Here is a 17,849-nt window from a genome sequence, read left to right on the forward strand (position 1 = left end):
GTCGGGGACGGCGGTCTGGACGCGGACGTCTACGCCACGGCGGGGCTCGCGCTCAGCCGGTTCTTCGGGGTGACGGTCACCGACTGCGGCGCGGGCGTCCACACGCCGCTGCACCGGGCCGTGCTGGCCGGGGCGCACGCGCAGGTCCTGGTGACGCCGGCGACGGTGGAGGGCGCCGCCGCCGCCGGCCGCGCCCTCGACTGGCTCGGCTCCGGGGACCTGCGGGGGCTGGTGCCCCGGACGCTGGTGGTGCTGACCGTCCGCTCGCCGGCGCACCGGCGGCTGGTGGACGTCGGGAAGGTGCGGGACATCCTGCGGGACGTCGGCGCGGACGTGCTGGTGCTGGAGTTCGACCGGCACCTCGCGGTGGGCGGCGAGCTGGCGCCGGCGCTGCTGTCCTACGCGACCCGCACGACGGCGATCGCGATCGCCGCGACGGCCCTGCGGCGGGCGCTCACGGAGTGACGTCGCCGCGCTCGCGCCAGCGGTTGGTGATGGGGAGGCGGCGGTCGCGCCCGAAGTTCTTCGGGGTGATCTTGGGGCCGGGCGGGTACTGGCGCCGCTTGTACTCGGCGATGTCGACCAGGCGGACGACGCGGTCGACGAGCTCGGCGTCGTGCCCGGCGGCGACGAGGGCGTCGCGGCCCATGTCGCGCTCGACGTAGTCGGCGAGGACGGGGTCGAGGACGGAGTACTCGGGGAGGCTGTCGCGGTCGCGCTGGCCGGGGCGCAGTTCGGCGGACGGCTCCTTCACGATGATCGCCTCGGGGACGGGCTCCTGCGCGAAGGGGTGCAGGAACGGCAGGTCGGCGGCGAGCGCGGTGTTGCGCCAGCGGGCGAGGTCCCAGACGGTGGTCTTGAAGACGTCCTTGATCGGCGCGAACCCGCCGGCGGAGTCGCCGTAGAGGGTGGAGTAGCCGGTGGCGAGCTCGCTCTTGTTGCCGCCGGTGAGGACGAGGTGGCCGTGCTCGTTCGACAGGCCCATCCACACGTTCGCGCGGATGCGGGCCTGCAGGTTCTCGGCGGCGAGGCCGTGCAGGTCGAGTTCGGCCTCGAACGCCTCGACCATCCGGGCGATCGGGACGATCCGGGAGTGCACGCCCTGCCGCTTCACGAAGTCCTCGGCGTCGGACACCGAGCCCTCGGACGAGTAGCGGCTGGGCAGCAGGACGGTGTGGACGTTCTCGGGGCCGACGGCGTCGGACGCGATCGTCGCGACGAGGGCGGAGTCGATGCCGCCGGACAGGCCGAGGACGACCGAGCGGAACCCGTTCTTGCGGGCGTAGTCGCGGGTGCCGACGACGAGCGCCGCGTAGATCTCCGCGAGGTCGTCCAGGGGTTCGGAGACGGTCGGCGGTTCGGGGTCGTAGGCGGGCAGGGGGGACGCGGACAGCGTGCGGCGCTCGACGGTGAACGTCGTGCCGCCGGGCGCGTCGACGGAGGCGGGGCCTTCGTCCGGGGACGCCTCGGGCAGGTCGAGGTCGGTGATGAGGAGGTGGTCGACGAACTGGGGCGCGCGGGCGATGGGCGCGCCGTCCGGGCCGACGATGACGGAGTCGCCGTCGAAGACCAGTTCGTCTTGGCCGCCGACCATGTTCACGTAGGCGAGGGCGCAGCCCGCTTCGCGCGCGCGCCTGGCGCACAGGTCGAGGCGGACGTCGTCCTTCTCGCGCTCGTAGGGGGAGGCGTTGACGGAGAGGAGGAGCCCGGCGCCCGCGGCGCGGGTGACGCTCGCGGGGCCGCCCTCCTGCCAGAGGTCCTCGCAGATGACGGTGGCGACGTCGATGCCGTGCAGCCGGACGACCGGGAGCACGTCGGCGCGCTCGAAGATGCGGAACTCGTCGAAGACGCCGTAGTTCGGCAGGTGGTGCTTCGCCGAGGAGATCAGGACGTCGCCGCCGTGCAGCCACGCGACGGCGTTCAGCGGCCGGCGGCCGCCCTCCCGGCGGTCGAGGGTGCCGACGACGACGGGGACGCCGCCCATGCCGGCGTCGGCGAGGCGGCGCGCGACGCGGCGGAGGGCGCGCCGGGACGCCTCGACGAAGGACGGCCGCAGCGCGAGGTCCTCGACGGGGTAGCCGGTGAGCGCCATCTCGGGGAAGGCGACGAGGTGGGCGCCGGCGTCGGCGGCCGCCCGCGTCCAGTCCACGATGAGGTCGGCGTTGCCGTCGAGGTCGCCGACGGTCGGGTTCACCTGCGCGAGCGCGATCCGGAGCTGTGCCACCCTCCCAGGGTAGTACGTCCCGAACCGGTATCGTCACTCTGACGAGAAATGGCGGCGGCGGACGGCGGGGGCGAGCGCGAGCTGGCCCGCCGCCGCGACGAGGGCGATGACCAGGCACGTCAGCCACAGCGCGGGCCCTCCGCCGAGGCCGAGCAGCTGGGTGCCGCCGAGCGGCGCCAGCAGGAACCCGCCCGCCCACGCCATCCCGTACAGGCCGTTGTAGCGCCCGCGCAGGTCAGCGGGGGCGAGGTCGGCGACGACCGCCTGCAGGACGGCCGCCGCGACGATCTCGCCGCACGTCCACACCATGATCGTCAAGGTGTAGCCGGGCAGTGACGAGACCAGCGCGGTCAGCCCGTACCCGGTGCCGACGAGGACGAACCCGGCGACCAGCACGCGGCTGTGGTCGCGGCGGCTCAGCCAGGCGTTCACCAGGGGCTGCACGACGACGATCAGCACTCCGTTCGCGGCGATCGCCAGCCCGTACGCCTGCGCGCCGAGGCCGTCCTCCTTCATCGCCAGCGGCATGGTCGTCATGCCCTGCATCAGCACGAACGTGTACAGCAGCGTGATGACGACGTAGGCGGCCATGACGCGGTCCCGCAGCGCGCGCCGGAACCCGCCCGGGGCGGCCGACGCGCGCGCCGCGCGGTCCCGCGTCTCGGGGACGGCGCGCCACACCAGCACCCCGAACGCCGCGCAGGTGAGGGCGTCGATCCAGAACAGCCACAGGAAGCCCTCGCGGGCGAGCGTCCCGCCGAGCACCATCGCCACGGCCCAGCCGAGGTTGACGGCCCAGAACAGCAGCCCGAAGGCGCGGGGGCGGTCCGCCGGGGAGATGATGTCGGCGACCATCGCCTGCGACGCGGGCCGGTACATGTCCAGCAGCAGCCCGAGGACGAGCGCGGACGCGGCGAGCGCCGCGATGCCCCGGGCGTGGCCGAGGGCGAGCATCGCGGCGCCGGCGCCGACGGTCGCGGCGGTCAGCGTGGCGCGGCGGCCGACGCGGTCGGCGAGGACGCCGCCGACGAGCTGGCCGGCGAGCGAGCCGGCGCCGAGCAGCGCCATCACCACGCCGGCCTGCGCCAGCGACAGGCCCCGCATGGTGGTCAGGTAGAGGCCGAGGAAGGGCTCGACCATCGTGCCGAGCCGGTTGAGGAGCGTGCCCGCCCACAGCACCCAGAAGGTGCGGGGGAATCCGCCGACGCGGGGGGCGAGGAACGCGGCGATGCGGCCGGGCGGCGGGCCGGCGGGGGCGTGTTGCGCGGTGGTCACGGGTCCGATGGTCGGGGAGCCGCCGGGGGAGCGATATTCATTTAGTCTGGGCTTAATGGTCGAGCTGGTGTTCGCTCCGGACGACGTGGCGCGGGTCCGGTTCGCGTTCTCCCCGCTGTGGGAGATGGTGCGCAGCCTGCGGGTCCTCGCCGACCCGTCCGGGCACGCCCTCCACCTGCCGTGGGTGCACGCCGTCCGGCCCCGCCTGCGCGGGCGGGACCTCGCGCCGCTGCGGCGGATCGTCCCCGCCTGGGGCTACATCCCCGACTTCCTCACCCCGCCGCCGGACACCCCGCTGCCCGACCTCGGCGCCGAACTGGAGACCGTCCGGGCCACGCCGCCCGAGGTGGTCGCCGCCGAACTGCGGTTCCTGCCGCCCGACCCGGTCCGCGCGGAGATGGCGGAGCGCCCCGCGCGCGCACTGGCGGCCGTCGCCGACCTGCTCGAGGAGTACTGGGCCGCGGCCGTCGAGCCGTACTGGCCGCGGATCCGCGACCTGCTGGAGGGCGACGTCCTGCGCCGCACCCGCGCCCTCGCCGCGGAGGGCGCCGCCGGGGTGTTCGGCGGCCTGCACCCGTCGGTCGCCTGGCGCTCGGGGACGCTCGCGATCGACCGCCGCTGGGACTTCCGCGGCGCCCTGGACGGGCGCGGCCTGCTGCTGGTCCCGAGCTCGTTCGTCTGGCCGGACACGTCGGTGATGGTGCCGCCCTACCAGCCGATGCTCAGCTACCCGCCGAACGGTGTCGCGGCCCTCTGGGAGACGCGCCGCCCGGCCGGGCCGGACGGCCCCGCCGCCGCGCTCGCCGCGCTGCTCGGCCGCCGCCGCGCCGGGCTGCTGCTCGCGCTCGCGTCCCCGGCGTCCACGACCGAGCTGGCCGGACGGCTCGGCGTCACGCCCGCGGCGGTCAGCCAGCACCTCGGCGTGCTCCGCGCCTGCGGGCTCGTCACCGGGCACCGGCTCGGCCGCCGCGTGCTGTACTCCCGGACGCCGGCGGGCGACGCCCTCGCCGCCGCCCCCGGCGCGGCGCCCCGCTGACCCACCGGGGTCAGCGCAGCGACGCCAGCGCGTCCAGCCGCGGCGCCGGGACCGCCGCGCCCGCCTCGTACCGCCCGGACTCGACGAGCCAGTCGACGTGCGCCCGCGGCGTGTCCAGCAGGACCCGGACGACCTGGGCCGCCGCCGCGCGCTGCGCGACGGTCAGCTCCAGCCGGTCGAGCATGTCCGGCAGCCGCCGCGCGGCCTCCCGGGCGTCCTCGATCCGCTCGGCGACGCGCGCCGCCACGGCCGCGCCGGCCTGCGCGGGCGTCGTCCCCTCGGCCCGGGCGAGCACCGCCGGCAGGTCGTGGACGTCGCCGCGCGCGGCCTCCAGGTCGTGCGAGGCGAGGTCGTTGGACCACGCGACGGCGTCGGCGACGGCGTGCGCGAGCGCCTTCCAGCGGGGCGTCCGCAGCAGCCGCACCGGCAGCTCGACACCGAGGACGGGCTCGACCAGGTCGTACAGGAACGGCCCGCACGCGCGGCGGCGCAGCGGCGCGAACTCGCGCGGCGTCGGCACGTGCTTGATGCGGCGGTTCACCGCCTCCTCCGCGCAGGCGTCCCGGTGCGCCTCCAGGTGGAGCATGAAGCGGCGGCGCCAGTCGCGGCTCATGCCCGCGGCCGTGGCGTGCCACAGCTCCACCAGGGTCGCCTCCAGCGGCCGCGCCCCCGGGCGGGGATGCCCGCGGCGGGTCGCGCGCAGCAGGTCGTCGTACAGCGAGTGCACGGCGCTGCCGCTGTCGGCGAGCGGCGGATGGTCGAGCATGTCGTCCAGCGCGAGCGTCCAGGTCAGCCAGCGGGCGAACAGGTCCACGGCGGCGAGGTCGGCGGTCGGGAAGACGCGCGCGGCCAGCCGCTCGCAGCGGGCCCGGCCGAGCGGTGAGGTGTCCGGATCTCCGAGCACCAGGCCGCGGCCGCGCGCCCAGGTCTCCACCTGCGCGCACAGCCGCCACGACTCCGGGTGCATGGCCGCGGGCGCCGCCAGTGCGGCGGCCCCGTCGGCCGTCGAGAGAAGAAGAGAGATGTCCACGACGCGGTTCACGTTAATGATCAGTTCCCGGCGGAGGCCCGATCGGCACGTCAAGATTCGGGAAACGGCTGCTCGGGGCCCGGACGGGCGGGCGGTATGGGGGGAAGGTCCGATACCTTCGGACGCACGGCCGAGAGCGAACACGCCACCCGGCGGCCACGGGAACGACGCGGAACGCGTAACGTCGTGGTAACAGCGGCCGGGCATACTGCACAGTGGCCGGACCCGTCGCTCCGGCGGGCCGGCGGAGCAAGGCACCGAGGGAGAAGGCTTTGGACCGTCAGCAGGAGTTCGTGCTCCGGACGCTGGAGGAGCGCGACATCCGGTTCATCCGGCTGTGGTTCACCGACGTGCTCGGGTTCCTGAAGTCGGTGGCAGTCGCGCCCGCCGAACTGGAGGGCGCCTTCGGCGAGGGCATCGGTTTCGACGGCTCGGCGATCGAGGGCTTCGCCCGCGTCTACGAGGCCGACATGATCGCCAAGCCCGACCCGTCCACGTTCCAGGTCCTGCCGTGGCGCTCGGAGTCGCCCGGCGTCGGCCGGATGTTCTGCGACATCCTCATGCCGGACGGGTCGCCGAGCTTCGCCGACCCCCGGTACGTCCTCAAGCGCGCGCTCGCCCGCGCCGCCGACCTCGGGTTCACGTTCTACACCCACCCCGAGATCGAGTTCTTCCTGCTGAACACCAAGCCGGAGGACGGCAGCGAGCCCGAGCCCGCCGACTCCGGCGGCTACTTCGACCACACCCCGCACAGCGCCGCGCACGACTTCCGGCGCAACGCGATCATGATGCTGGAGTCGATGGGCATCTCCGTCGAGTACAGCCACCACGAGGGCGCCCCCGGCCAGCAGGAGATCGACCTGCGCTACGCCGACGCGCTCACCACCGCCGACAACATCATGACGTTCCGGCTGGTCATGAAGGAGGTCGCGCTCGAGCAGGGCGTGCACGCGTCCTTCATGCCGAAGCCGTTCACCGACCACCCCGGCTCCGGCATGCACACCCACATGTCCCTGTTCGAGGGCGACCGCAACGCCTTCTACGAGCCGGGCGCCGAGTTCAAGCTGTCGAAGGTCGGGCGCGCGTTCATCGCGGGCGTCCTGCGGCACTCCGCCGAGATCACGGCCGTCTGCAACCAGTGGGTCAACTCCTACAAGCGGCTGTGGGGCAACGTCGGATCCGCCGCGGGCGCCGGGGGAGAGGCCCCGTCCTACATCTGCTGGGGCCACAACAACCGCTCCGCGCTCGTCCGCGTCCCGATGTACAAGCCGCACAAGGGCCACTCCACCCGGATCGAGTTCCGCTCCCTCGACACCGCCGCCAACCCCTACCTCGCGTTCGCCGCGATCCTCGGCGCCGGGCTCAAGGGCATCGAGGAGGGCTACGAGCTCCCGGCGGGCGCCGAGGACGACGTGTGGGCGCTCACCCCCGCCGAGCGGCGCGCCCTCGGCATAGAGCCGCTCCCGCAGAACCTCGACGAGGCCGTCCACGCCATGGAGCGCAGCGAGCTGATGGCCGACGTCCTCGGCGAGCACGTCTTCGACTTCTTCCTCCGCAACAAGCGGCAGGAGTGGGAGGACTACCGCCGCGAGGTCACCGAGTTCGAGCGCAGGCGGCTGCTGGCCGTCCTGTGACCCCCGCCGGGGGCGCGGCGCATTACGGTTGAGGCGTGACCGAGCCCAGGACCACCGAGCCCAGGAACCGCGACCGCCGCCCGTCCCTCGCCGGACGCCTGGCACGCCTCGGCTTCACCGACGCGGGACGCGCGCAGCGGCTCGTCCGCGAGGCCGAGGCGGCGGACGGCGTCCGGCTCGACGGCCCGCTCCTGGAGGCGCTGCTCGGCGTCCTCGGCGGCACCGCCGACCCCGACCTCGCCCTCGGCGCCCTGCTCCGGCTGCTCGCCGCCGCAGACGAGCACGGCGAGGGCGCCGGACTGCGCGCCGCCCTCGCCGACGAGGACGGCACCCGCGACCGGCTGACCGCCGTCCTCGGCGCCAGCGCCGCGCTCGGCGACCACCTCGTCCGGCACCCCGGTCACTGGCACGTCCTGCGCGACCACCACGCCGGCTTCGGCGACGTCCGCGCCGAACTGCTCGCCGCCGTCGGCGCCCGCCCCGGCGACGCCGAGCCCGTCGCCGCGTCCGCGGGGAGCGCCGCGCCCGCCGCGCTGCGCGTCGCGTACCGGCGCCGCCTGCTCGACCTCGCCGGGCGCGACCTCGTCGGCGCCGCCGACGTCGCCCGGGTCGCCGCCGAACTCGCCGACCTCGCCGCCGCCGCGCTCGAGGCGGGCCTGGCGATCGCCCGCGCCGAGGTCCCCGAGCACCCGTCCTGCCGCCTCGCCGTCATCGGCATGGGCAAGTGCGGCGGCCGCGAGCTGAACTACGTCAGCGACGTCGACGTCGTGTTCGTCGCCGAGGCCCGCGACGGCGCCCCCGAGGACGCCGCGCTGCGCGCCGCGACGCGGCTCGCCGCCGCCACCATGCGCGCCTGCTCCGCCAGCACCGAGGAGGGCTCCCTCTGGGAGGTCGACGCCGCGCTGCGCCCCGAGGGCAAGGCCGGCCCCCTCGTCCGGACCCTCGCCAGCCACCGCGCCTACTACGAGCGCTGGGCGAAGACCTGGGAGTTCCAGGCGCTGCTGAAGGCCCGGCCCGTCGCCGGCGACGCCGACCTCGGCGCCCGCTACATCGACGCCGTCGCGCCCATCGTGTGGGCCGCCGCCGAAGGCGAGGACTTCGTCGAGGACGTCCAGGCCATGCGGCGCCGCGTCGAGGCCGACCTCGACCGGCGCGGCGCCGAGGCCGAACGGCAGCTCAAGCTCGGCCCCGGCGGCCTGCGCGACGTCGAGTTCGCCGTCCAGCTCCTCCAGCTCGTCCACGGCCGCACCGACGAGACGCTCCGCAGCCCCACCACCCTCGAGGCGCTCGCCGACCTGTCGCGCGGCGGCTACGTCGGCCGCGAGGACGCCGCGGCCCTCACGTCCGCCTACCGGTTCCTGCGCCGCGTCGAGCACCTCCTGCAGCTGCACCGGCTGCGCCGCACCCACCTCGTCCCCGACGACGAGGACGAGCTGCGCCGCCTCGGCCGCGCCCTCGGCCTGCGCACCGACCCGGTCGGCGAGTTCACCGCGCTGTGGCGGCGGCACGCCCGCGAGGTCCGCCGGCTGCACGAGAAGCTGTTCTACGCGCCGCTGCTGCGGGCCGTCGCGCGGCTCCCCGAGGAGGAGGCGCGGCTCACCCCCGAAGCCGCCCGCACCCGCCTCGAAGCCCTCGGCTACAACGACCCCGCCGGCGCCCTGCGGCACATCGAGGCCCTCACCGCCGGGGTGTCGCGCCGCGCCGCCATCCAGCGCACCCTGCTGCCGGTCATGCTCGGCTGGTTCGCCGACGCCCCCGACCCGGACGCCGGTCTGCTCGGCTTCCGGCAGGTCAGCGACGCCCTCGGCACCACCCCCTGGTACCTGCGGCTGCTCCGCGACGACATCACCGTCGCCGAGCGGATGGCGTGGGTGCTCGGCGCCAGCCGCTACGCCACCGACCTGCTGCTGCGCGCCCCCGAGGCCGTCGCCATGCTCGCCGGCGACGCCGAACTCGCGCCCCGCCCCCACGACGCGCTGCGCGCCGAGGCGCTCGCGGCCGTCCGCAGGCACGCCCCGTCCACCGCCGCGGACGCCGCCACCGCCGCCGCCGAGGACGCCGTCACCGTCGTGCGGGCCCTGCGCCGCCGCGAGCTGTTCCGCGTCGCCGTCGCCGACCTGCTCGGCCTCGCCGACGTCACCGCCGTCGGCGAGGCCCTCACCGACATCGCCGCCGTCACCGTCGAGGCCGCCCTGCGCGCCGCGACCGACGCGGTCGAGGCCCGCACCGGCGCGCCGCTGCCCACCCGCATGGCGGTCGTCGCGATGGGACGCTTCGGCGGGCGCGAACTCGGCTACGGCAGCGACGCCGACGTCATGTTCGTCCACGACCCGCTCCCCGGCGCCGACGAGCGCGCCGCGGACCGCGCCGCCCGCGCCGTCGCCGAGGAACTGCGCCGGCTGCTGTCGCTGCCCGCCTCCGACCCGCCGCTGGCCATCGACCCCGACCTGCGGCCCGAGGGCCGCCGCGGCCCGCTCGTCCGCACCCTCGCGTCCTACGCCGCCTACTACGCCCGCTGGTCCGAGCCGTGGGAGACGCAGGCGCTGCTGCGCGCCGACCCGATGATCGGCGACCCCGGCCTGCGCGACCGGTTCCGCGCCCTCATCGACCCGATCCGCCGCCCGCCCGGCGGCATCGCCGACGACGCCGTCCGGCAGATCCGCCGCCTGAAGGCCCGCATGGAGTCCGAGCGGCTCCCGCGCGGCGCCGACCCGCGCCTGCACGTCAAGCTCGGCCCCGGCGGCCTGTCGGACGTCGAATGGGTCGTCCAGCTCATCCAGCTGCAGCACGCCCACGACGTCCCGGAACTGCGCACCACCCGCACCCTCGCCGCGCTCGACGCCGCCGTCGGCGCGGACCTGCTCGACCCCGCCGACGCCGAGGTGCTCGCCGCCGCCTGGAAACTCGCGACCCGCATCCGCGGCGCCGTCATGCTCGTCCGCGGCAGGGCGTCCGACCTGCTGCCCACCGACAACCGCAGCGACCGCAGCGCCGTCGCCCGCGTCCTCGGCCACGCCACCGCCGGAGACCTCCTGGAGGACCACCGCCGCTGCACCCGCCGCGCCCGCGCGGTCGTCGAGCGGGTCTTCTACGGCTACGCCGACTGACCGGCCCCCACCGGCTCAGGACGGTCGCCGGCGGCGGGCCGCGGCGCCGGGACGGGCGCGGCGGGCGCGCACCGCCCGAGCAGCCGGTCCCGCGCGTCCAGCAGCCGCCGCGGCGTCCGCGCGTACAGCAGCCACGACACCGCCAGCGCGCCCGCGACCACCGCGAACCCCGCGGCCGCGTCCAGCACGTAGTGGTTGGCGGTCGCGAGGATCACCAGCGTGGTCGTCACCGGGTACAGCACGCCCAGCGCCTTCAGCCACCGCCGCGCCGTCAGCCGCACCATGATGAACCCGCACCACAGCGCCCAGCCCGCGTGCATCGACGGCATCGCCGCGTACTGGTTCGTCATCGTCGCCGACGCGTCGCTCGCGTACAGGCCGAACGACTGCAGCGCCGTCACCGGGTCGACGAACCCCGCCTCGTGCAGGAACCGCGGCGGCGCCAGCGGGTACAGCCAGAAGCCGAGCACCGCCACCCCGGTCGCGATCATCAGGGACGTCCGCAGCCACCGGTAGTCCTGCGGCCGGCGCAGGTACAGCCACACCACCATGCCGAGCGTCACGGCGAAGTGCATCGTCGCGTAGAAGACGTTCGCCGCCTTCGCCAGCCACGGCAGGTCCAGCAGCGCGCGGTTGAGCGACAGCTCGACGTCGAGGCCCAGCGCCCCTTCGAACCGCAGGATCTGGTCCGCGTGGGCGAACGCGGACGCGGTGCCGTCCTGCACCAGCACGATGCGCGTCAGCGAGTAACCGGTGTAGAAGACGACGATCAGCAGCAGTTCGCGCCACACCGGGGGTACCGTGAACACCCGGCGCCGCGGCGGGGCGGCCTGCCGTCGCCGCTCACCGCGCGGGGCCGGGTGGGCCGGGACTCGGTGAGCGGCCGGGGGGGCGATCTGGGCCATACCGACCATCCTTCTCCGGCGGCCCAGATATGTGATCACCGCAGCGAACGGTCTTCACCTCAGACCTGAGTAGTACGACCCTGACCCCGTCTCCGGTCTTTGGGTGGAGTTAACCGAACCTTTCCGGTTGATTTCAGGTGACCCCGGCCACACCTCCGGGACCAGACCGCGCGCCCCGCCCCGTCCGGCGTCGCGCCGCCGCCCGTCCGGCGGCACGACATCGCCCGTCCGGCGGCACGACATCGCGCGGCCCCAGCGGAGAACCGCCGGGGCCGCGCGAATCGGTGGGGATCTTTAGATGTCGTAGTACATCTCGAACTCGTGGGGGTGCGGGCGGAGGCGGATCGGGTCGATCTCGAACTCGTTCTTCATCGAGATCCAGGTGTCGATGAGGTCCTGGGTGAAGACGCCGCCCTCGAGCAGGTAGTCGTGGTCGGCCTCGAGGGCCGCGAGGACCTCGGGGAGCGAGCCGGGGACCTGCGGGATCGCGCGGGCCTCCTCCGGCGGGAGCTCGTAGAGGTCCTTGTCGACCGGCTCCGCGGGCTCGATCTTGTTCTTGATGCCGTCCAGGCCGGCCATCAGCATCGCCGAGAAGGCCAGGTACGGGTTGCAGGACGGGTCCGGCACGCGGAACTCGACGCGCTTGGCCTTCGGGTTGGAGCCGGTGATCGGGATCCGGATGCAGGCCGAGCGGTTCCGCTGCGAGTAGACCAGGTTGACCGGGGCCTCGTAGCCGGGGACCAGGCGGTGGTAGGAGTTCACCGTCGGGTTGGTGAAGGCCAGCAGGGACGGCGCGTGCTTGAGCAGGCCGCCGATGTAGTAGCGGGCGTTGTCGGACAGGCCCGCGTACCCGACCTCGTCGTAGAAGAGCGGCGAGCCGTCCTTCCACAGCGACTGGTGGCAGTGCATGCCGGACCCGTTGTCACCGAAGATCGGCTTGGGCATGAACGTGACGGTCTTGCCCGCGGCGCGCGCGACGCTCTTGACGACGTACTTGTAGAGCAGGAGGTTGTCGGCGGCCTTCAGGAGGGTGTCGAACTTGACGCCGATCTCGGACTGGCCCGCGGTGCCGACCTCGTGGTGGTGCAGCTCGACGTTCAGGCCGACGTTCAGCAGCTGCGCGGACATCTCCGAGCGCAGGTCGGTGTAGTGGTCCATCGGCGGGACGGGGAAGTAGCCGCCCTTGTAGCCGGGCTTGGCGCCCAGGTTGCCGCCCGGCTCCTCGCGGCCGGTGTTCCACGCGCCCTCGATGGAGTCCAGGTGGTAGAAGCCGGCGTTCGGCGACGTCTGGAAGCGGACGTCGTCGAAGATGTAGAACTCCGCCTCGGGGCCGAAGTAGCAGGTGTCGGCGATGCCGGAACCGCGCAGGTAGTCCTGGGCCTTCTTCGCGACGTTGCGCGGGTCGCGGCTGTAGGGCTCCCCGGTCAGCGGGTCGTGCACGAAGAAGTTCAGGTTCAGCGTCTTGTGCTGCCGGAACGGGTCGAGCACGGCGGTCGCCGGGTCGGGCAGCAGCAGCATGTCCGACTCGTGAATCTCCTGGAACCCGCGGACGGACGAGCCGTCGAACATCAGGCCCTCGGTGAAGATGCTCTCGTCGAAGCGCTCGACGGGGAACGTCAGGTGCTGCATCTTCCCCGGCAGGTCCACGAACCGGCAGTCGACGAACCGTACGTCCTCGTCCCTGATATAGCTCAGGATCTCTTCGGCGCTGCTGAACATCCGGCCTCCTTGGCACTCCTTGGCTATCCAAGAGGCTAGGCAGCCGCCGTTTCCCGGCCATGTCCCATATGTTTCGAGCGTGTTACGCGGGTCGCCCTTCCTGTGACGGACCGTCCGGGGCGAGGGCCCGTCGGAACCCGCCGGGGGAGCGGATAGCGTAGGGACATGAGCAGTGGCAAGGGCCCGCGCTGGACGCAGACGTGGCTGAGCGGCGCGCGCGCGGCAGGGGCCGACCTCGGGGACCCCGGGGAGCGGTTCGGTTTTCCGGAGAGCGGCAGCGGCGCCGTCGCGAGCTACCCGCGCAGGATCGGCGCGCTGTTCGTCGACTGGGGGCTGTCGATGCTGGTCGCGAGCATGCTGGCGCGCACCCTCGACTGGGGGCCGCCCGAGCGCAGCACCTGGACGCTCGTCGTCTTCGGCATCCAGGCGTGGCTGCTCACCTCGATGATCGGCATGACGATCGGCAAGCGGCTGTGCGGGATCCGGGTGATCCGGCTGGACGGGCGTCCGGTGGGGCTCGGCTGGGGCCTCGCGCGCACGCTCCTGCTGCTCCTCGTCGTCCCGGCCCTGCTCTGGGACCGCGACTACCGCGGACTGCACGACCGGGCGGCCAACACCGCCGTCGTGAACATCTGACCCGCGCCCGCCCACGCGCACCCCGACCATGCGAAGCGCCCCCTCCCGTCCGGGAGGGGGCGCTTCGCCGTTCCGTCGTCAGCGCATCCGGGGCTTGGGGCCCTTGGGCATCTTCGCGCCCTTCGGGATCGGGCCCTTCGGCATCTGCATGGCGCGGGGCAGCGCCTGCAGCCGGTCGTTCAGCTCCGCGACCTGGCCCTTGCTCAGGTTGCGCGGCAGCTTCATCAGGTGCCGCTGCAGCTTGTCCACCGGGATCTGCCCCTCGTCGTCGCCCACCTGGACGTCGTAGATGGGGACCTGCTGGGCCGCGCGGGAGATGCGCTTCTTCTCCGCGCCGAGCAGGTGCCCGACCCGGTTGCGGGGGCCCTCGGAGACCAGCACGACCCCGGCGCGCCCGACCGCGCGGTGCACCATGTCGAGGTTGCGGTTGCCGGCCACCGCCTCGGTGACGGTCCAGCCGCCGCGCATGTTCTTCAGGATCGCGGCGGCCGCGCCCGGCTGCCCCGCGATCACCTTGTACTGGGCGCGCTGCGCCAGCTGCCCGAACACGATCATGCCGACCGCGAACGCGGCCAGGATGCCCAGCGGGATGAAGAACCAGAGCTGGCCGAAGATCAGCCCGATGGCGACGAGGACGGCCAGCGTCCCGAGCGCCGAGGCGAAGACGATCGGGAGGGCCTTCGGGTTCGCCTGGTGCAGCACCTGGGCGACCATGCGGATCTGCTTGAGGCGGCCCGGACGCTCCTGGCCTCCGTCTGCGGGCTTTTTCGACATGGTTCCAAGGATAGTCGGGTCGGGGTCGTCACCGGACAGGCGATTCGTCCCCGAACGGCGTGCGCGTCAGGACTCCCGGGCCTCGATCGCCTGCTTGTAGAGGCGCCCGGCGCGGTAGCTGGACCGGACGAGCGGACCGGACATCACGCCCGCGTAGCCGATCTCCCGGGCCTCGTCCGCCAGCTCCACGAACTCCTCCGGCTTCACCCAGCGCTCGACCGGGTGGTGCCGCGGGGACGGCCGCAGGTACTGCGTGATCGTGATGAGTTCGCAACCGGCGTCGTGCAGGTCGCGCAGCGCGGTGGAGACCTCCTCGCGGGTCTCGCCCATGCCCAGGATCAGGTTCGACTTGGTGACCAGCCCGTCCTCGCGGGCCCTGGAGATCACCTCCAGGGAGCGCTCGTAGCGGAACCCGGGGCGGATCCGCTTGAAGATCCGCGGGACGGTCTCGACGTTGTGCGCGAGGACCTCCGGCCGCGACGAGAACACCTCGGCGAGCTGCTCGGGCACCGCGTTGAAGTCGGGGATGAGCAGCTCGACGCCGCAGCCGGGCACGGCCGCGTGGATCTGCCGCACCGTCTCCGCGTACAGCCAGGCGCCGCCGTCCTCCAGGTCGTCGCGGGCGACGCCCGTGACGGTGGCGTACTTCAGGCCCATCGTCACGACGGACTCGGCGACGCGGCGCGGCTCGTCCCGGTCGAGCGCGGCGGGCTTGCCCGTGTCGATGTTGCAGAAGTCGCAGCGCCGGGTGCACTGCTCCCCGCCGATGAGGAACGTGGCCTCGCGGTCCTCCCAGCATTCGAAGATGTTGGGACAGGCCGCCTCCTGGCACACCGTGTGCAGGCCCTCGGACTTCACCAGCCCGATGAGCTCCCTGTACTGCGGGCCCATCTTCAGCCGGGTCTTGATCCATTCGGGCTTGCGCTCGATCGGGGTCTGGCTGTTGCGTGCCTCAATGCGCAGGAGCTTGCGCCCCTCAGGTGTCACCGTTGTCACGCGTTCAGCCTACGTCGCGGTTCCAGGGATCGGCACACCGTGCGCGACCGCCCGCCCCCGGCCCGGCGTCGAAGCCGTATCGGGGGGATCTCGAACGAGTGACGTTAACGGCGGGGCGCCGCGGATTCGCGTGTTTCGGTCATCTCTTTCCCCGGACGTCTCTAGGGTGGCTCCCTGTCGTCACGAAGAGTCGTCACGGTCAGCGAGCGGACAGGAGGAGCGCGGTGGGTCTGGCAATGTCGTACCTCAGGGTGCCGCCCGTGCTGGAGGGGGAGTCGGACCCCGGCCGGATCGCCCGCCGCGTGTTCGGCGACCGCGAGTGGCGCTGCCGCGCCGCGTCCGCGCCCGTCGACCTCGGCGGCGCCTGGCAGGCGCTGCACTTCCTGCTGACGGGCGACGCGTGGGAGGGCCGCCAGCCCGAGGCGGACGTGGTGTGCGGCGGGCGGCTGCTCACCGAGGACGGCGCCGACGAGCTCGGCATGGACGTCGTCTACCTGGCCCCGGACCGCGTCAAGCCCGCCGCCGACCACCTCGCGGCGACGCCGTTCGCCGACGTCGCCGCCCGCTTCGACGCCGCCGCGATGCGCGCCGCGGGCGTCCAGGACGCGGAGGGCCTCGACGCCGCCGTCCTCGACGCGACGCTCGCGCCCGCCTACCGGGCGCTCACCGGGCTCTTCGGCGCGGCCGCCGACGAGGGCGAGGCCGTCTACAAGGTGATGCTCCCCACCTGACTCGCTTCCCACCGGACCTGCGCCCACCCGACCGGGGCCCGCGGATTCCGCGGGCTCAGAGCGAGGCGAGGAGCCGGGGCTCGAGGCGCGTCTCCTTCGCGGTGCCCGGACCGTCCGGCTCCACCCGGTAGGCGCCCGCCTCCTGCCGGAACGAGACGGCCTGGACGAACTCGGTGCCCACGTAGTGCAGGGCGACCGACTCGTCCGCCGCGTAGCCGCCGGGCAGGGTGCCCTCGCCCACGAGCTGCTGCAGCAGGGGGCGCCGCTGCGGGTCGCTGTCGTAGTGGACGCCGCAGGAGTACGGCAGGAGCCCGAGGCCGTCGGTCAGCGGGCGCAGCTGCGGGCCGAACGAGTCGGTGTTGCCGCCGACGTGCCAGCACAGCGCCCCCGCGCTCTGCCCGGACAGCACGACGCCCGCCTCCCACGCCTCCCGCATGATCGCGTCGAGGCCGTGCAGCCGCCACAGCGCGAGCAGGTTGGCGACGCTCCCGCCCGACACGTACACGAGGTCCTGGGTGAGCAGGTGCGCCCGCATGTCCGCCACGTTCGGCATGGGGAACAGCGCCAGGTGGCTCACCTCCGCGTCCAGGGCCGCGAACGCGGCGTAGAAGCGGGACACGTACTCGGCGCCGTCGCCGAGGGCGGTGGTGAGGAAGCAGACGCGGGGCCGGTCCTGCCCGGTGAGGTCGACGGCGTAGCGCAGCAGCGGGCTCGGCGCGAGCCCCTCCCGGCCGTCGGGGACGAACGACCCGCCGCCGATCGCGAGAATGTGCGGCTGTCCGTCGGTGCTCATGCGCCCTCCTCCAGGCCGTCCGGCACGGCCGTTCGCTGTCGCTGTCACCGTACGGCCACCGCGGACCGCGGGCCGCGACTTTGACGAATCTTGGGCGCGACGCGCGGAACCCCCGCCGGGCCGGTGGGGCGGCGGGGGTTCCGGTGACCGGGACGAGGGTCAGAGGCCGAGCTCGGCCTCGAAGTTGCCCTCCTCCAGACGGTGCTTGACGGTGCCCAGGAAGCGGGCGGCGTCGGCGCCGTCGATGAGCCGGTGGTCGTAGGTCAGGGCCAGGTAGACCATGGACCGGACGGCGATGACCTCGCCCAGCTCGGGGTCGTCGATGACGGCGGGGCGCTTGACGACCGCGCCCGTGCCGAGCATCCCGACCTGCGGCTGGTTGAGGATCGGGGTGTCGAACAGGGCGCCGCGGCTGCCGGTGTTGGTCAGCGTGAACGTGCCGCCGGCGAGCTCGTCCGGGCTGAGGTTGCCGGTGCGGGTCCGCTCGGCGAGGTCGGCGATCCGCTGCGCGAGCCCGGCCAGGTTGAGCTGGCCCGCGTTGTCGATCACCGGGACCATCAGGCCGCGCTCGGGCACGTCCACCGCGATGGCGAGGTTCTCGACGTCGTGGTAGGTGACCTCGTTCGTCTCGCTGTTGATGACGGCGTTCAGCTTCGGGTGCGCCTTGAGCGCCTCGACGGTCGCCATCGCGAAGAACGGCAGGAAGGACAGCTTGACGCCTTCGCGGGCCTCGAACTCGGCCTTGGCCTGGCCGCGCAGCCGCGCGATCTTCGTGACGTCCACCTCGACGACGGTGGTGAGCTGCGCCGACACCTGCAGCGACTCCACCATGCGGCGGGCGATCGTCTGCCGGATCCGCGACATCGGCTCGGTCTTGCCGCGCAGCGCGAGCTGGTCGGCGGGAGCGGCGGCGGGCGGCGGGGTCGCGGCGCGGGCGGACGGGCGCGCGGCCGGGGCCGCGGGCGCCGCCGGGGCGGCCGGGGCGGCGG

The 17,849-nt window shown here is 73.9% G+C and carries 14 protein-coding genes and 1 pseudogene; 6 read left to right on the forward strand and 9 right to left on the reverse strand.

The features are described from left to right. A pseudogene (locus tag DMH08_RS40470) lies at positions 1–465 on the forward strand (hypothetical protein); the annotation flags it as partial. On the opposite strand, the gene DMH08_RS31905 reads toward DMH08_RS40470, so the two are convergent. Together DMH08_RS31905 and DMH08_RS31910 are read right to left on the reverse strand one after the other, a co-directional pair. Continuing rightward, positions 455–2,224, reverse strand: a complete 1,770-nt coding sequence (locus tag DMH08_RS31905) for an NAD+ synthase (RefSeq protein ID WP_125619700.1) — start codon at positions 2,222–2,224, stop codon at positions 455–457. The pseudogene DMH08_RS40470 and the gene DMH08_RS31905 sit on opposite strands and share 11 nt — an antisense overlap. 33 nt (positions 2,225–2,257) lie before the next feature. Next, entirely contained in the window at positions 2,258–3,499 is a 1,242-nt protein-coding gene (locus tag DMH08_RS31910; protein WP_199748104.1) for an MDR family MFS transporter, read from the reverse strand. Between the two features lie 55 nt (positions 3,500–3,554). Here DMH08_RS31910 and DMH08_RS31915 point away from each other — a divergent pair, with 55 nt between their 5' ends. Beyond that, positions 3,555–4,535 (forward strand): ArsR/SmtB family transcription factor, encoded by a 981-nt coding sequence (locus DMH08_RS31915; RefSeq protein ID WP_125619702.1) that lies wholly within the window; start codon positions 3,555–3,557, stop codon positions 4,533–4,535. A gap of 10 nt (positions 4,536–4,545) precedes the next feature. On the opposite strand, the gene DMH08_RS31920 is transcribed toward DMH08_RS31915, so the two are convergent. Then, a complete protein-coding gene (locus tag DMH08_RS31920; protein WP_233617927.1) occupies positions 4,546–5,577 on the reverse strand; it encodes a terpene synthase family protein in 1,032 nt (343 codons plus the stop codon). Positions 5,578–5,837: 260 nt separating this feature from the next. Between DMH08_RS31920 and glnA (DMH08_RS31925) the strand changes: the two genes are divergently transcribed. Further along, on the forward strand, positions 5,838–7,199 hold the full coding sequence (gene glnA / locus DMH08_RS31925) for a type I glutamate--ammonia ligase (RefSeq protein WP_026405678.1): 1,362 nt from the start codon (positions 5,838–5,840) through the stop codon (positions 7,197–7,199). 35 nt (positions 7,200–7,234) lie between these two features. Then, positions 7,235–10,306: a bifunctional [glutamine synthetase] adenylyltransferase/[glutamine synthetase]-adenylyl-L-tyrosine phosphorylase gene (locus tag DMH08_RS31930; RefSeq protein ID WP_125619703.1), complete on the forward strand. Its 3,072-nt coding sequence runs from the start codon at positions 7,235–7,237 to the stop codon at positions 10,304–10,306. On the opposite strand, the gene DMH08_RS31935 is transcribed toward DMH08_RS31930, so the two are convergent. Next, complete coding sequence (locus DMH08_RS31935; protein WP_125619705.1) at positions 10,294–11,097, reverse strand: phosphatase PAP2 family protein; 804 nt, start codon at positions 11,095–11,097, stop codon at positions 10,294–10,296. The two genes, DMH08_RS31930 and DMH08_RS31935, sit on opposite strands and share 13 nt — an antisense overlap. A 408-nt stretch (positions 11,098–11,505) precedes the next feature. Continuing rightward, positions 11,506–12,930 carry a type I glutamate--ammonia ligase gene (gene glnA, locus DMH08_RS31940; RefSeq protein ID WP_026405681.1) on the reverse strand — a complete coding sequence of 475 codons (1,425 nt, stop codon included), beginning with the start codon at positions 12,928–12,930 and terminating at the stop codon, positions 11,506–11,508. A 165-nt stretch (positions 12,931–13,095) separates the two neighbouring features. On the opposite strand from glnA (DMH08_RS31940), the gene DMH08_RS31945 reads away from it, so the two are divergent. Next, entirely contained in the window at positions 13,096–13,566 is a 471-nt protein-coding gene (locus tag DMH08_RS31945) for an RDD family protein (RefSeq protein WP_026405682.1), read from the forward strand. Between the two features lie 78 nt (positions 13,567–13,644). Here DMH08_RS31945 and DMH08_RS31950 read toward each other — a convergent pair whose 3' ends face one another. Together DMH08_RS31950 and lipA are read right to left on the reverse strand one after the other, a co-directional pair. Then, positions 13,645–14,340, reverse strand: a complete 696-nt coding sequence (locus tag DMH08_RS31950) for a DUF4191 domain-containing protein (protein WP_026405683.1) — start codon at positions 14,338–14,340, stop codon at positions 13,645–13,647. A gap of 66 nt (positions 14,341–14,406) precedes the next feature. Continuing rightward, positions 14,407–15,336 (reverse strand): lipoyl synthase, encoded by a 930-nt coding sequence (gene lipA / locus DMH08_RS31955; protein WP_026405684.1) that lies wholly within the window; start codon positions 15,334–15,336, stop codon positions 14,407–14,409. A 224-nt stretch (positions 15,337–15,560) separates the two neighbouring features. Between lipA and DMH08_RS31960 the strand changes: the two genes are divergently transcribed. Continuing rightward, positions 15,561–16,067, forward strand: a complete 507-nt coding sequence (locus DMH08_RS31960) for a YfbM family protein (protein ID WP_026405685.1) — start codon at positions 15,561–15,563, stop codon at positions 16,065–16,067. A 55-nt stretch (positions 16,068–16,122) separates the two neighbouring features. Here DMH08_RS31960 and DMH08_RS31965 read toward each other — a convergent pair whose 3' ends face one another. Beyond that, complete coding sequence (locus DMH08_RS31965; protein WP_026405686.1) at positions 16,123–16,860, reverse strand: peptidase E; 738 nt, start codon at positions 16,858–16,860, stop codon at positions 16,123–16,125. A gap of 159 nt (positions 16,861–17,019) precedes the next feature. Continuing rightward, the coding region (locus tag DMH08_RS31970; RefSeq protein WP_199748105.1) for a 2-oxo acid dehydrogenase subunit E2 at positions 17,020–17,849 on the reverse strand (830 nt) is incomplete at its 5' end.

The sequence above is a fragment of the Actinomadura sp. WAC 06369 genome (assembly GCF_003947565.1).
Taxonomy (GTDB): Bacteria; Actinomycetota; Actinomycetes; order Streptosporangiales; family Streptosporangiaceae; genus Spirillospora; species Spirillospora rifamycini.

Bases quoted from the DNA above. Each gene is read 5' to 3' on its own strand.
- DMH08_RS31950 (WP_026405683.1), bottom strand. From the start codon at position 14,340: ATGTCGAAAAAGCCCGCAGACGGAGGCCAGGAGCGTCCGGGCCGCCTC.
- DMH08_RS31945 (WP_026405682.1), top strand. From the start codon at position 13,096: ATGAGCAGTGGCAAGGGCCCGCGCTGGACGCAGACGTGGCTGAGCGGC.
- glnA (WP_026405681.1), bottom strand. From the start codon at position 12,930: ATGTTCAGCAGCGCCGAAGAGATCCTGAGCTATATCAGGGACGAGGAC.
- DMH08_RS31965 (WP_026405686.1), bottom strand. From the start codon at position 16,860: ATGAGCACCGACGGACAGCCGCACATTCTCGCGATCGGCGGCGGGTCG.
- DMH08_RS31915 (WP_125619702.1), top strand. From the start codon at position 3,555: ATGGTCGAGCTGGTGTTCGCTCCGGACGACGTGGCGCGGGTCCGGTTC.